At 67.5% G+C, this 13328-nt stretch carries 13 protein-coding genes; 6 read left to right on the top strand and 7 right to left on the bottom strand.

The window, feature by feature from the left end:
• The first annotated feature begins 84 nt into the window (after positions 1–84).
• The 3 genes from dapB to BGN95_RS22230 all read left to right on the top strand — a co-directional run bounded on the left by dapB (position 85) and on the right by BGN95_RS22230 (position 2392).
• Positions 85–813, top strand: a complete 729-nt coding sequence (dapB, locus tag BGN95_RS22240; RefSeq protein ID WP_179510897.1) for a 4-hydroxy-tetrahydrodipicolinate reductase — start codon at positions 85–87, stop codon at positions 811–813.
• Positions 810–1475 (top strand): endonuclease III, encoded by a 666-nt coding sequence (nth, locus tag BGN95_RS22235; protein WP_265313246.1) that lies wholly within the window; start codon positions 810–812, stop codon positions 1473–1475. The genes dapB and nth overlap by 4 nt, the downstream gene beginning before the upstream one ends.
• Positions 1476–1654: 179 nt before the next feature.
• The gene (locus BGN95_RS22230) at positions 1655–2392 is read left to right on the top strand and encodes a class I SAM-dependent methyltransferase (RefSeq protein ID WP_179510899.1); all 738 of its coding nucleotides are present in this window, start codon (positions 1655–1657) and stop codon (positions 2390–2392) included.
• 84 nt (positions 2393–2476) lie between these two features.
• Here the strand turns inward: BGN95_RS22230 and BGN95_RS22225 are convergent, their stop codons facing one another.
• Entirely contained in the window at positions 2477–3664 is a 1188-nt protein-coding gene (locus BGN95_RS22225) for an acyl-CoA dehydrogenase family protein (RefSeq protein ID WP_286774020.1), read from the bottom strand.
• Positions 3661–4701 carry an acyl-CoA dehydrogenase family protein gene (locus BGN95_RS22220; protein WP_286774019.1) on the bottom strand — a complete coding sequence of 347 codons (1041 nt, stop codon included), beginning with the start codon at positions 4699–4701 and terminating at the stop codon, positions 3661–3663. Before BGN95_RS22220 ends, BGN95_RS22225 begins: the two co-directional genes overlap by 4 nt.
• Before the next feature lie 95 nt (positions 4702–4796).
• Between BGN95_RS22220 and budC the strand changes: the two genes are divergently transcribed.
• The gene (budC, locus tag BGN95_RS22215; RefSeq protein WP_179510902.1) at positions 4797–5564 is read left to right on the top strand and encodes a meso-2,3-butanediol dehydrogenase; all 768 of its coding nucleotides are present in this window, start codon (positions 4797–4799) and stop codon (positions 5562–5564) included.
• Between the two features lie 115 nt (positions 5565–5679).
• Here budC and BGN95_RS22210 read toward each other — a convergent pair whose 3' ends face one another.
• From BGN95_RS22210 to BGN95_RS22195, 4 genes are all read right to left on the bottom strand, one after another.
• Entirely contained in the window at positions 5680–6438 is a 759-nt protein-coding gene (locus tag BGN95_RS22210) for a 3'-5' exonuclease (protein ID WP_218850045.1), read from the bottom strand.
• Between the two features lie 4 nt (positions 6439–6442).
• Positions 6443–7828: a phosphoglucomutase/phosphomannomutase PgmG gene (gene pgmG, locus BGN95_RS22205; protein WP_286774018.1), complete on the bottom strand. Its 1386-nt coding sequence runs from the start codon at positions 7826–7828 to the stop codon at positions 6443–6445.
• Between the two features lie 166 nt (positions 7829–7994).
• Entirely contained in the window at positions 7995–8273 is a 279-nt protein-coding gene (locus tag BGN95_RS22200) for a J domain-containing protein (RefSeq protein WP_179510904.1), read from the bottom strand.
• Positions 8273–9067, bottom strand: coding sequence for a division plane positioning ATPase MipZ (locus BGN95_RS22195; RefSeq protein WP_265268516.1), 795 nt, complete (start codon positions 9065–9067; stop codon positions 8273–8275). The genes BGN95_RS22200 and BGN95_RS22195 overlap by 1 nt, the downstream gene beginning before the upstream one ends.
• A gap of 78 nt (positions 9068–9145) precedes the next feature.
• Here BGN95_RS22195 and panC point away from each other — a divergent pair, with 78 nt between their 5' ends.
• Together panC and BGN95_RS22185 are read left to right on the top strand one after the other, a co-directional pair.
• On the top strand, positions 9146–9988 hold the full coding sequence (gene panC, locus BGN95_RS22190; protein ID WP_179510906.1) for a pantoate--beta-alanine ligase: 843 nt from the start codon (positions 9146–9148) through the stop codon (positions 9986–9988).
• A gap of 218 nt (positions 9989–10206) precedes the next feature.
• On the top strand, positions 10207–10503 hold the full coding sequence (locus BGN95_RS22185) for an SEL1-like repeat protein (RefSeq protein WP_179510907.1): 297 nt from the start codon (positions 10207–10209) through the stop codon (positions 10501–10503).
• Positions 10504–10585: 82 nt separating this feature from the next.
• Here BGN95_RS22185 and topA read toward each other — a convergent pair whose 3' ends face one another.
• On the bottom strand, positions 10586–13117 hold the full coding sequence (gene topA / locus BGN95_RS22180) for a type I DNA topoisomerase (RefSeq protein ID WP_286774017.1): 2532 nt from the start codon (positions 13115–13117) through the stop codon (positions 10586–10588).
• Between the last annotated feature and the right edge of the window lie 211 nt (positions 13118–13328).

Genomic DNA, 13328 nt, shown 5'->3' with positions numbered 1-13328 from the left:
GGCCGGATCGCGCCGATCGGGTGTCGCCCCGCCGCACGATCTGTGTCATGCGCATCGGCGGACGAGGAAGGACGCTGGGAGTATATGACCAAGGTCGGAATCTACGGCAGCGCGGGGCGGATGGGCCGCGCGATCGCGACCATCGCGAATGAGGAAGGCGTGACGGTCGCCGGCGGGGTCGATGCCGGCGGCGACGCGGCGGCGCTGGCGCGCGCGGCCGATGTGCTGGTCGATTTCTCCACCCCCGCGGCGCTCGAGGCGAATCTCGCGGCGGCGGTGGCGGCGGGGACGCCGATCGTGATCGGCACCACCGGGCTGACCCCGGCGCACCACGCGGCGATCGATCGCGCGGCGGAGAGGATCGCGGTGCTCCAGACGGGCAATACCTCGCTCGGCGTCACATTGCTCGCGGTGCTGGTGCAGGAAGCGGCGCGCCGGCTCGGGCCGGAATGGGATATCGAGATCGCCGAAATGCATCACCGCCACAAGGTCGACGCCCCCTCGGGCACCGCGACCCTGCTGGGCGAGGCGGCGGCGGCGGGGCGCGGCACCACCTTGGGCGAGGTGCGCGTCGACAGCCGCGCGGGGCTGACCGGCGCGCGGAGCGAGGGGACGATCGGCTTCGCCTCGCTGCGCGGCGGATCGGTGGTCGGCGATCATCTGGTGGTGTTCGCGGGCGAGGGCGAGCGGATCGAGCTCGGGCATCGCGGCGAGGATCGCACGATCTTTGCGCGCGGCGCGCTCAAGGCGGCGCTGTGGCTCGCGGGCAAGCCGGCCGGGCGCTATCATATGGCCGAGGTGCTGGGGCTTTGAAGAAGGCGGATATTTTCGAGTTCTACCGCCGGCTCGCCGAACTCAACCCGCATCCGGAGACCGAGCTCGAATCGGGCAACACCTTCCAGTTGCTCGTCGCGGTGGTGCTGTCGGCGCAGGCGACCGACGTCGGGGTCAACAAGGCGACGCGGCGGCTGTTCGCCGAGGTGACGACCCCCGAGCAAATGGTTGCGCTGGGCGAGGAGGGGCTGAAACAGCACATCAAGACGATCGGGCTGTTCAACACCAAGGCGAAGAATGTCATCGCTTTGTCCGAGGCGCTGATCGCCGAACATGGCAGCGAAGTGCCGGCCGATCGCGACGCGCTGGAGAAACTGCCGGGGGTCGGGCGCAAGACCGCCAATGTCGTGATGAACGTCGCGTTCGGCGCGGAGACCTTCGCGGTCGACACGCATATCTTCCGCGTCGGCAACCGCACCGGGCTCGCCCCGGGCAAGACCCCGCTGGCGGTGGAAAAGAAGCTCGACAAGGAAACCCCGCAGCCGTTCCGCGTCCACGCGCATCACTGGCTGATCCTCCACGGCCGCTACACCTGCAAGGCGCGGACGCCGGAATGCTGGCGGTGCGTCGAGGTGGATTTGTGTGCGTTCAAGCCGAAGACGCCGGCGCCGAAGGGGGCGAAGGTGGAGGGTGGGGGCTAGGGACTGCGCGCACGTGTCAGCGGCAGTATTTGGGTGGAGAGCGGTCAAACGGCTATTGGCGGTAAATGCGCGTTAAATCCCACTGATCTGGTTGTTTAAGGCTGGAATAAGCTTTTTGGTTTTGCTAGCTTCAAGGATGATGACCAGTCTCGGCGCACACGTTTCTGAATGGAATCCCGTTGTCTAAACAGGCCGAACAGAATTATCTTAGATTAACTGGCGATGCCGGTCGTGCTCATAGCATTAATAAGCCATTTTCCGACAATTATTGTGGCGTGAACTTGGCGTCCATCGGCGCGATCATGACTCTGCTTCCGCCGCCGCCCGCGCGTATACTGGATATGGGTTGCGGAGCAGGATGGACCAGCGTTTTCTTTGCTCGGAACGGCTATGAGGTAGTCGGCCAGGACATCGCGCAAGATATGATCGAGCTCGCCCGCGAAAATCAGGCCCGCCAAAGTACGGAATTGAACCTGACATTTGTGTGCGCCGATTATGAAAGCATGACGATGGATGGCACATTCGACGCCGTCGTCTTCTTCGATTGCCTCCATCATGCCGAGGACGAGCGGGCTGCGATTGCGACGGCGTATCGGATGCTTAAACCCGGTGGCACGATGATCACGCATGAGCCGGGCGAAGGTCACGCCACGGCCCCTGGATCTATCGAAGCAATGAAGTTGTATGGCGTAACCGAGCGAGATATGCCGCCACATGTCATCATTCGACATGGACGGGCGATCGGCTTTTCAGAGCATAGGATTTTCCCGATGCAGCATGAGTTGCTGGGAATATTCTACCGCCGTCAAACTCCTAAAATTTTCAGTCGAAGCGGATGGTTGCTAACGAAGCGGGTGTTGAAGGCTGTATTTCGGCCGTCAGAACGTGCGAGTTCCATTGTAAAAATGGTTAAGTAAGTTTGAAAACGTCGTTGCGATATAATTTTTGAGGGTCGCCGTCAGTGGTCTATCTGGGGTGGCCGCCGACAAGACGCCCCCCAATCACCCCGCCCGCACCTCGCGAAACGGGATCGTCCGATCCACCTCCGGCTCCTTCGGCAGCCCCAATACGCGTTCGCCGATGATATTGCGCTGGATCTGGTCGGTCCCGCCGCCGATCGAGGTGAAATAGGCGTTGAGCGTCAGGAAATTGGCGTCCTCCGCGCGGGGATGCTCCGCGCCTTCGAGCAGGCTTTCCGCGCCGAGCAGCAAGGTGCGGACGCGTGCTTCCTCGTGGAGGATGCGGCTCATCGCCAATTTGCCGAGCGACATGATCGAGGAGGAGGTGCCTTGCTGCAACTCGGCCTTGGCGCGCTGGGTGTTGAGCCGGTTGAGCACGCGCCACGCGATCGTCTGCGCGAGTTGCTGGCGGATCACCGGATCGTCGAGCTTCCCCGCCTCGCGCGCCAGCCCGATCAGTTCGTGGTCGCCCTTCGGCCCCGCCGCGCCCGATCGCGGCCCGCGCGCCGCATCGCCCATCACCGAGCGTTCATAGGCCAAAGCCGTTTGCAACACGCCCCAGCCGCCGTTCAATGGCCCGAGCAGATTGTCCTCGGGCACGAAGGCATTGTCGATGAACACCTCGTTGAAATGCGCCTCGTCGGTGATCTGGCGCAGCGGGCGCACCTCGACGCCGGGCTGCTTCATCGGCAGGAAGAAGAAGCTGATCCCGCGATGCTTGGGGACATCCCAATCGGTGCGCGCGATCAGCATCCCGTAATCGGCGATCTGCGCGCCGCTGGTCCACACTTTCTGGCCGGAGACGCGCCACCCCCCGTCGACCTTGTCGGCGCGGGTGCGGATCGCGGCGAGATCGCTCCCCGCGCCCGGCTCCGAATAGAGCAGGCACATGCCGACCTCGCCCGCGAGCAATTGGGGGACGATCTCGCGCCGGAAGGCGGGGGTAGCGTGGGCCAGCGCGGTATTGGCCCACAGGTTGCTGCGATCCTGCCCCGCGCCGGGCGCGCCGACTGCGGCGAAGGCGCGCTCGACGATCCGCGCCTGTTCGTCGGCCAGCCCCCGCCCGTAGAAATCGCTCGGCCAGCGCGGTACCGCCCAGCCGGCGTCGCGCACCTTGGCGAGCCATTCGGCGCGCGGATCGCGGCCGAAGCTTTCCTTATGCGTTGCGGTGCCGCGCCAATTGGCGGCGAGCCATGCCTCGACCTCGGCTTTCAGCTGTTTGTCGGTCATGCCTCAACCTCCAGCGCGCGGACGTAACGCTCACGCCAATGATCGCTGTCGCCGTAAAGCTGCGCCGCCGATCGCGCGCGGCGCAGATAGAGATGCGCGGGATGCTCCCAGGTGAAGGCGATCCCGCCGTGCATCTGGATGCCGTCCTTGGCGCAGCGGACGAAGGCGTCGGCGCAGGCGAAGGCGGCGAGTGCGACGCTTTCCGCGCGGGCCGGCGTATCTTCCGCGACCTGGCGCGCAGCGTCGCGCGCGGCGCTGGTCGCGCTTTCCGCCTCGAGCAGCAGATCGGCCGCCATATGTTTGATCGCCTGAAAGCTGCCGATCGCGCGGCCGAACTGGTGGCGCTCGCGGGCGTAATCGACCGTCATGTCGAGGATGCGCCGCGCGCCGCCGGCCTGCTCTCCGGCCAGCCCGACCAAAGCGATATCGCGCGCCGCGGCGATCCGCGTGCCGTCGCCGATCAGCGTCGCCGGGCCGCGGAAGGCGACGTCGGCGAGCCGGCGGGTGCGGTCGAACACCGGGAGCGGGACGATCTCCGCATCTTCGCGCGCGACCGCGAACACCGCATCGTCGAGCGTGACGAGGATCGTGTCGGCGATCGCCGCATCGGGGACGAAACGCGCGGTGCCCGCCAGCCCCGCGCCGTCGCGCCGTACGTCGCCGCGCCCGGTCCAGTCGTCGCGCCCGGCGAAGGCGACCGCGGCGATGCTATAGCCGCCGGCCAAGGCCGCGAGCCGTTCGCCGTCGAGCAACGCCGCGGCGATCGCGGTCGAAAGGAGCGGGGCGGGGAGCAGCGCCGCGCCGGCCGCTTCCATCACCAACTCGAGCTCGATCGCGCCGAGCCCGGCGCCGCCATGTTGCTCGGGGACGGTCAGCCCGACCACCCCCAGATCGGCGAGCGCGCGCCACAAGGCCGCGTCATGCCCGGTCTCGCTCGCCATGATGCGGCGCACGTCGCTTTCGGCGCAGCGGTCGGCGAGCAGCCGGCGGAGCGAGTCGAGCAGCGCCGCGCGTTCGTCTGCCGTCAGTCCCGCCATCGCTTTTCCTCTCCCCGGCGCCGTCTTGTCGGCTGCCCATAACGAAAGTTATGATCGCGCGCGGTGGCAAGTCAACCAAGCGTCGGGAGAGGATGATGCGGTTTGCGAACAAGGTGGCGCTGATCACCGGCGGCGGCTCGGGCATCGGCGCGGCGACCGCGCGGCTACTGGCGCGCGAGGGCGCGGCATTGGTGGTGGTCGATATCGCCGCCGATCATGCGCAGGCCGTGGCAGCGGAGACCGGCGGAATCGCGGTCGAGGCCGATGTCGCGCGCCGCGCCGATGTCGAGCGCGCGGTGGCGGTCGCGGTTGAGCGCCACGGCCGCGTGGATATCCTGTTCAACAATGCCGGTATCGGCTGCATCGGGCGCACCCCCGATCTCGATCCCGAGCAATGGGAACGGGTGATCGCGATCGATCTCAATGCGGTGTTCTACGCCTGCCGCGCGGCGATCCCGCATATGCCGAGGCCTGGCGGAGCGATCGTCAACACCGCGTCGATCTCGGGGCTGGCGGGGGATTATGGCTTCAGCGCCTATAATGCCGCCAAGGGTGCGGTGATCAATTACACCCGCACGCTGGCGATCGATCATGCGCGCGAGGGGATCAGGGTCAACGCCTTGTGCCCCGGGCTGATCGCCACTCCGCTGACCGCCGGTGCGGCGGCGCTGCCGGGGCTGGAGCAGGCGTGGCATGCCGCGATCCCGATGGGGCGGGCGGGCACGCCCGAGGAGATGGCCGAGGTGGCGGCGTTCCTTGCCTCCGATGCGGCGTCCTATGTGACGGGATCGGTGATCGTCGCCGACGGCGGGCAGACGGCGTGGACGGGGCAGCCCGATCTGACGCGGTTTCTGCCGGGGTGAGAACCAGCTGACCGCTTGCCCTGAGCTTGTCGAAGGGCTGTCCTTCTTCTTTCCGAAGAAAAGTGCAGGGCTTCGACAAGCTCAGCCCGAACGGGGAAAGGTAAGCGACGATCCGCTAAAGCAGCAATTCCTGACGGTCCGGCCGCCCGACATGCCCACCCCCGCGGCGGCGCGCCATCTCGGTCTCTGCGGTGAAGCGCACATCGGGATCGCGATCGGTGAGGAAGCCGATCAGGCTTTCCTCCTCGATCTCGCGCCAGTCCTTGCCGCGATCGGGGCCGTAGCGCACCCGCGGGAGCAGCCCCGGCAGCCGCGACCATTCGAGCAATTGCTGCACCCCCACTTCGTTGAGCATGTCGCGCAGGTGGAAGGCGGTGACGTAAGCGTCGGGGAAAGCGCGATGCGCGGGCAGCCCGGTTTCGTGGACCAGCCCCTCGGGCTTGCGCCAATAGCGCAGCACCTGATTGGAAAAGCTCGGCGAATCCTGCCACAGCCGCAATGCGCATTTCCACGTGCAGATCCATTCCGCGCCGTGGGTCAGCGCCGAGGTGCAGAACACCTGCTCGAAATCGGCGCGATGCGCGGCGAGCGCGACGCGGCGCGGCCACGGATCGAGCACCGGGCGCGCGACATCGTGCCAGTAAGGCGCGTCGGCGACATCCTCGTCGCGGATATGGTGGATCGCCTGGGTGATCGGGGGCATCAGCCGCCCCGGATTGACGAAGCGGGCGCCGCTGTCGCCCGCGACTTCCCACCGCCCGTCGGCGCCGAGCGTGACGTCCTGCCAGCCGATTTCGCACACGCCGTGCTGGGGCGGGGTGGGGCCGGTGGTTTCGAGATCGATGACGCGGATGATGCTGGGGGTGGGGCGCATGATCCTAATGTGGGGTGTCGGGCGCCGCATGTCGAGCGACCCCGCTCGGCGCGAGTTGCGCGTCGATCGCGGCGAGTACGCGCGCGAGCGCGGCTTCGTCATGCGCTTCGGCGCGCGCGGTGAGCATATCCTCGGTGTGCGAGACGCGCAGCAGCCACCAGCCGTCGGGGGTGGTGACGCGCGCACCGTCGGTCGTATCGACCGCCGTGCCGGCGGCGCGCAGCCGCGCGATGACCTCCGCCACCACCGCCTCCTTGCGCGCCGGATCTACCGCGAAGCGCAATTCGGGGGTGCTCACCACCGGCGGCATCGCATCGCGCAGCGCGTCGAGCGTCGTCCCCGACGCGGCGACCGCATCGATCAGCCGCACCGCGGCGAGCAAGGCATCGTCGAAGCAATGCCATTCGCCGCCGAAGAAGATATGCCCGCTCATCTCGCCCGCGATCGGCGCGTCGAGCTCGCGCATCATCGCCTTGATGTTGCTGTGCCCCGATTTCCACATCACCGGCTGCCCGCCGAGCGCGGCGATGCGATCGAACAGCGCCTTGCTCGATTTCACATCGGCGACGATCGCCGCGCCGGGGCGCTCGCGCAGCACGGGTTCGACCAGAATGGACAGAATCTGGTCGCCGCGCAGCACGCGTCCCTGCCCGTCGACCGCGCCGATCCGATCGCCGTCGCCGTCGAAAGCGACGCCGAAATGGAGCCGCTTCCCGACGACCAACGCGCGCAATTGCGCCAGATTGGCGTCCTCGGTGGGATCGGGATGATGATTGGGAAAATTGCCGTCGACATCGGTGAACAGCAGGTGATGCTCACCCGGCAGCAGCTTGACGAGCTGCTCGATCGCCGGGCCCGCCGCGCCGTTTCCCGCATCCCAGCCGATGCGCAGACCTCCGGCGCAGCCGGCGGCGACGCGACGGACATAGCGATCGAGCACCGGCGCTTCGGTGATTCGCCCGCTGCCCGTTTCCCAATCGCCGGCCTCGGCGGTCCGCGCGAGATCGCGGATCGCCGCACCGAACACCGGGCGACAATGATGCAGCATCTTGAAGCCGTTGTGATCGCCGGGATTGTGGCTGCCGGTCACCTGGATGCCGCCATCCACTTCTAGCGTCGCGGCGGCGTGATAGAGCATCGGCGACGGACCGAGCCCGATGCGCACGACATCCACGCCGCTCGCGGTGAGCCCCGCGACCAGCGCGGCCTCCAGGGCCGGCGAGGTCAGCCGCCCGTCATAGCCGACCGCGACCGAACGCCCGCCCGCGCGGCGGATCATCGTGCCGAAGCTGCGCCCGAGCGCCAGTGCGTCGGCGGTGTCGAGCGTGCGCCCGACGACGCCGCGGATATCGTAGTCGCGCAGGATCGAGGGAGCGAAACAATGCGCCATCGGCGCGGCTTAAGGTGAGGAAACCGGCACGTCAAAGTTACATGCGGTGGCGCGAACGCTGATGTGCTCCCGCGAAGGCGGGAGACATTCTCGCCACCCCGGCGCAGGCCGGGGTCCGGCATCGGGCCGGTCGTAACTGGACCCCGGCCTGCGCCGGGGTGGTATCTCAACGATCGACCAGCAGATCGCGCGCCGCGTTGAGCGCCCGCGCGCGCTCCGCCGAGCCGCCGCGGTCGGGATGCGCCTCGGCCATCAGCCGGCGGTGCGCGGCGCGAATCGCCTCGTCGTCGGCATCCCGCGCGACGCCGAGCAGCGACCGCGCCGCCCGTCGCTCCGCCGCTTCCGCCGGCACCGCCCGGCGCGGTTTCGGCCGCGCACCGAACGCATCCTTCCACAGCCGCCACCCGGCATAAGCGACGAGCAGCGCGAGGACGAACTTCGCCATCAGGCGAACAGCGGCATCGCCGGCTCGGGGAGGGCAAGCCCGGCCATCATCTCGCGCAATTCCTGCCGCGCGGCGACATGGCTCAGCCCCATCGCGCCGAATTCCTTGGCGTCGAGCATCGTCAGCCCGGCGGGGAACAATTCGCGATAGATCACGCGCTCGCCGAGCCCCGGGATGATGCGGAAGCCGACGCGCTTGGAAAGCTGATCGAGCGCATCCGACACGCGGCGCATGTTGCGCGCCTCGATATGCTGGAGGCGGTTGCGCAGCACGACCCAGTCGATCGTCGTCCCGTCCGCCTTGGCGCGCGCCTTGCGCGCTTCCCAGATCAGCTCCGAATAGAAGCTCGGACGGGTGACCTTGAAAGTTTCGGGGTGGACCTGCCCGATCAGGTCGAAATCGACGAAGCTGTCGTTCATCGGCGTGACGAGCGAATCGGCGCGCGACGCGGCGACGCGGGCGACCGGATCGTCGCGCCCCGGCGTGTCGATCACCAGATAGTCGCTGCCCTCGGCCAGCTCGTCGAAGAGCGATTCGAAATTGCCGCTCTCCTGGCCATCGCCGGTGGCGTGGCGCGGGACGGCGAGTTCGGCGCCGGTGCGCTTCACGGTTTCGGCGCGATTGTCGAGATAGCGGCCCATCGTGCGCTGGCGGTGGTCGAGATCGAGACACGCGACTCGCGCGCCCTGCGCGGCCAGCGCGATCGCGACATGCACCGCCGTGGTCGATTTCCCCGTCCCGCCCTTCTCGTTGGCGAAGACGATGACGTGGGTTTGTCCGTTACCGCTGGGCAATTGGTCGAATCCCTTGTTGATCCCCTGGATAGGCACCCATAGAAGCCCGGTCCGTCAAGGACGAGGGGGTAAAGATTAGTGTTGACCGTTCGTGACCTCGCCGCGCTGCGTGAAGCGGTGAGGGAGTTTCGCGCCGAGGGTATGCGTGTGGCGCTGGTGCCGACGATGGGCGCGCTGCATGCCGGGCATATCGCCTTGGTCGAGGCGGCCAAGCGGCCGGGCACGAAGGTCGTCGCGTCGATCTTCGTCAATCCCCGCCAATTCGGCCCGAACGAGGATCTTTCCCGCTATCCGCGTCGCGAAAAGGCCGATCTGACGATGCTCGAGGACGCCGGCTGCGACCTTGCCTGGCTGCCCCCGGTCGAGACGATGTATCCCGAAGGATTCGCCAGCAACGTCCAGGTCGCCGGGGTGAGCGAGGGGCTCGACGGTGCGGCGCGCCCCGGTCATTTCGACGGGGTCGCGACGGTGGTGTCGAAGCTGTTCAACCAGGTCGCGCCCGATGCGGCCTATTTCGGCGAGAAGGATTACCAGCAATTGCAGGTGATTCGCCGGATGGTCACCGATCTTGATTTTGATATCGAGATCGTCGGGGTGCCGACCCAGCGCGACGATGACGGGCTCGCGCTCTCCTCGCGCAACATCTACCTCGACGAGACCGAGCGGCAGAAGGCGGTGGCCTTGCCGCGCGTGCTGGGGATCGCGGCGCGCGCGATCGGCCGCGGCGACGATCCCGCGGCGGCGCTGGCCGAGGCCGAGGCGAGCCTGACCGGCGCGGGCTTCACGGTCGATTATGTCGCCTTGGTCGATGCCGAGACGCTCGAGGCGAATCCGGGCGCAGGCCGCCCGCGCCGGCTGCTCGCCGCTGTGCGGATGGGGGGGACCCGGCTGATCGACAATATCGCGGTCGAAGAGGTTTAAGCCCTGCCTCTCCGATAAGGGTTACCTCTCCCCGTTCGGGCTGAGCTTGTCGAAGCCCTGCACTTTCTCCCGATGAGGCAGGGCAGCGCTTCGACAAGCTCAGGGCGAACGGGTTTTTCTGCGCTCCCAAAACGTCCTTAATGTCGTTAACCATTTTTGAACGACCGGCGCTGCACGCTGTCCTTCGGTTCGGTTTGTCACCGCATTGGGGGCGTGAGATGGGAAACAGTCTCAAGAGCGCGGAATTTTTGATCGAGAGCCGGCTGCGCGACGCGGCGCGGGGGGATTGCACGGCGTGCTATGACCTTGGCGTCGCTTATTCGACCGGCACCTCGGGGGTATGCTTCGATCTGATCGAGGCGCACAAATGGTTCAACCTCGCGGCGATCGCCGGCGACGAAGCGGCGCAGATCGCCCGTGCCGAAATCGCGGGGGACATGACCCCGCGCGACATCGCCGTCGCGCAACGCGCCGCCCGCGACTGGCTGGGCGGGCATCGCGCGCAGGCGGCCTGAGCCTACCCCCTTTATGTGCTCCCGCGAAGGCGGGAGCCCAGTCTGGGTCCCCGCCTTCGCGGGGACACAAGGCGTTACGCAATCACTTCTTCGCCGCCGCCTTTTTCGCCGGTGCTTTCTTCGCCGGCGCCTTCTTCTTCGGCGCGGCCTTCTTCTTGCCCTTCGCCGGCGCCGCTGCGCGCGCGTCGATCAGCTGCGCGGCTTCCTCCAGCGTGAGCTGATCGGGGGCGATCGTCTTGGGCAGGGTCGCGTTGGTCGTGCCGTCGGTGACATAGGGGCCGTAGCGCCCCTCCATCAGCTTGATCTCCGCCTCGGTGCGCGGATGCGCGCCCAGCACCTTGAGCGGCTCGCGGCTGCCGCGCTGTGGCCGCCCGCCGCCCGCCGCGGCTTCGGCCAGCTTGACCACCGCGGCGTTCATCCCGGTCTCGAACACCTCGGCGGTCGATTGCAGCCGGGCATATTTGCCGTCATGCGCCAGATATGGCCCGTAACGCCCGATCGAGGCGGTGATCGGGTTGCCGCTGTCGGGATGCGCGCCGATCGTCCGCGGCAGGCTGAGCAGCTTGAGCGCCCATTCCAGATCGAGCTCGCCGATATCCTTGGGGATCGACGCGCGCTTGGCGTCCTTGCCCTCGCCGAGCTGGATGTAGGGGCCGAACCGGCCCGATTTGCGCTCCACCTCGAGCCCGGTCTCGGGATCCCGGCCGAGCGATTCGGGGGCGCTGCTCTCGCCCTCGCTGCCGCCCGGCTGGGCGAAACGACGGGTATATTTGCACTCGGGATAATTGGAGCAGGCGATGAACGCGCCGAACCGCCCGCCGCGCAGCGCGAGCTTGCCGTCGCCGCAATTGGGGCAGGCGCGCGGATCGCCGCCGTCGGCGCGCTCGGGGAACAGATAGGGCGCGAGGAACTGATCGAGCGCGACGGTGATGTCCGACGGCTTCTGTTCCATCACCTCGGCGGTGCGCGGTTTGAAATCGCGCCAGAATGCCTCCAGCACCGCCTGCCATTGCGCGCGGCCGCCGGAGATATTGTCGAGTTCCTCTTCCAGCTCGGCGGTGTAATCGAACCCGACATAGCGTTCGAAGAAGCGTTCGAGGAACGCCGTCACCAGCCGCCCGCTCTCCTCGGCGAAGAAGCGGTTCTTCTCGACGCGGACATAGGCGCGGTCCTTGAGCGTCTGGATGATCGAGGCATAGGTCGAGGGGCGGCCGATGCCGAGTTCCTCGAGCCGCTTGACCAGCGACGCTTCGGAGAAGCGCGGCGGCGGCTGGGTGAAATGCTGCTCGGCCTCGACCGCTTTCTTGGCCGGCGCATCGCCCTCGCGCATCCGCGGCAGGCGGCGCGCATCGTCGCCCTCGGCATCGTCGACGCCTTCCTCGTAGAGCGCGAGATAGCCGGGGAACAGCACGACCTGCCCGGTCGCGCGCAGAATGTGGCGCCCGGTGCCGTCGGCCAGCTCGACCGTGGTGCGCTCCATCCGCGCCGAGGCCATCTGGCTCGCCAGCGCGCGCTTCCAGATCAGCTCGTAGAGCCGCGCATGATCGCCCGATCCCACGCGGTCGCGCGAGAAATCGGTCGGGCGGATCGCCTCGTGCGCTTCCTGCGCATTCTTCGCCTTGGTCTGATATTGGCGCGGCTTGTCCGGCACATAGCTCGCGTCATAGCGATCGGCGACGGCGCGGCGCGCGGCGGAGATGGCGGAGCCGTCCATCTGCACCCCGTCGGTCCGCATATAGGTGATCGCGCCGTCCTCGTAGAGCGCCTGCGCGATCCGCATCGTGTGGCTGGCCGAGAAGCCGAGCTTGCGCGCCGCCTCCTGCTGGAGCGTCGAGGTGGTGAAGGGCGGGGGCGGGTTGCGCGTCGCCGGCTTGGTCTCGACCGACTGGACCGCGAAGCGCCCGGCTTCGACATCGGCCTTGGCGCGCTGGGCAGTACCCTCGTCGCCGATCGACAGGCGATCGAGCTTCTTGCCGTCCCACTGGACGAGGCGCGCGGCGAACGGCGTGCCGTCCTGCTCCATCGTCGCGATGACCGACCAATATTCCTGCGAGCGGAACAGCTCGATCTCACGCTCGCGATCGACGATCAGGCGCAGCGCGACCGACTGGACGCGCCCGGCCGATTTCGCGCCGGGCAGTTTGCGCCACAGCACCGGCGAGAGCGTGAAGCCGACGAGATAATCGAGCGCGCGGCGTGCGCGATAGGCGTCGATCAGATCGGTATCGAGATCGCGCGGCGCCGCCATCGCGGCGGTGACCGCAGGCTTGGTGATCGCGTTGAAGGTGACGCGCTCGACCTTGTCGGGCAGCGCCTTGCGGTTCTTGAGCACCTCGCGGACGTGCCACGAGATCGCCTCGCCCTCGCGATCGGGGTCGGTGGCGAGGATCAGGCGATCGGCCTTCTTCGCCTCGTCGGCGATCGCCTTGAGCTGCTTGGCCTTGTCGGCGTAATTTTCCCATTCCATCGCGAAGCCGTGGTCGGGATCGACCGACCCGTCCTTGGGCGGCAGATCGCGGACATGGCCGTAGCTCGCGAGAACGCGGTAATCGGCGCCGAGATATTTCTCGATGGTTTTCGCCTTGGCGGGCGATTCGACGATGACAAGTTGCATTGCGGTCCGGATGTTATCCCTCACGTATACGCGCGAGGGTGGAGAAGCCCCGCGGGGCACGTCAAGAGCGTGGCGTCGCGCGCCAGGCGAGGAAGAAGCCGAGACCGAGCATCAGGTCGATCACCCCGAACGGCAGCAGGAAGGCCGGCGCGCGGCCCTGCGCGTAGAGGAGCGCGACCGGCACGCCGAACACCAGCTTTTCGAGCACCGT

Source organism: Sphingomonas sp. 66-10 (assembly GCF_001897045.1).
Lineage (GTDB): Bacteria > Pseudomonadota > Alphaproteobacteria > Sphingomonadales > Sphingomonadaceae > Sphingomonas > Sphingomonas lycopersici.
This window is presented reverse-complemented; position numbering and strand designations above follow the sequence as displayed.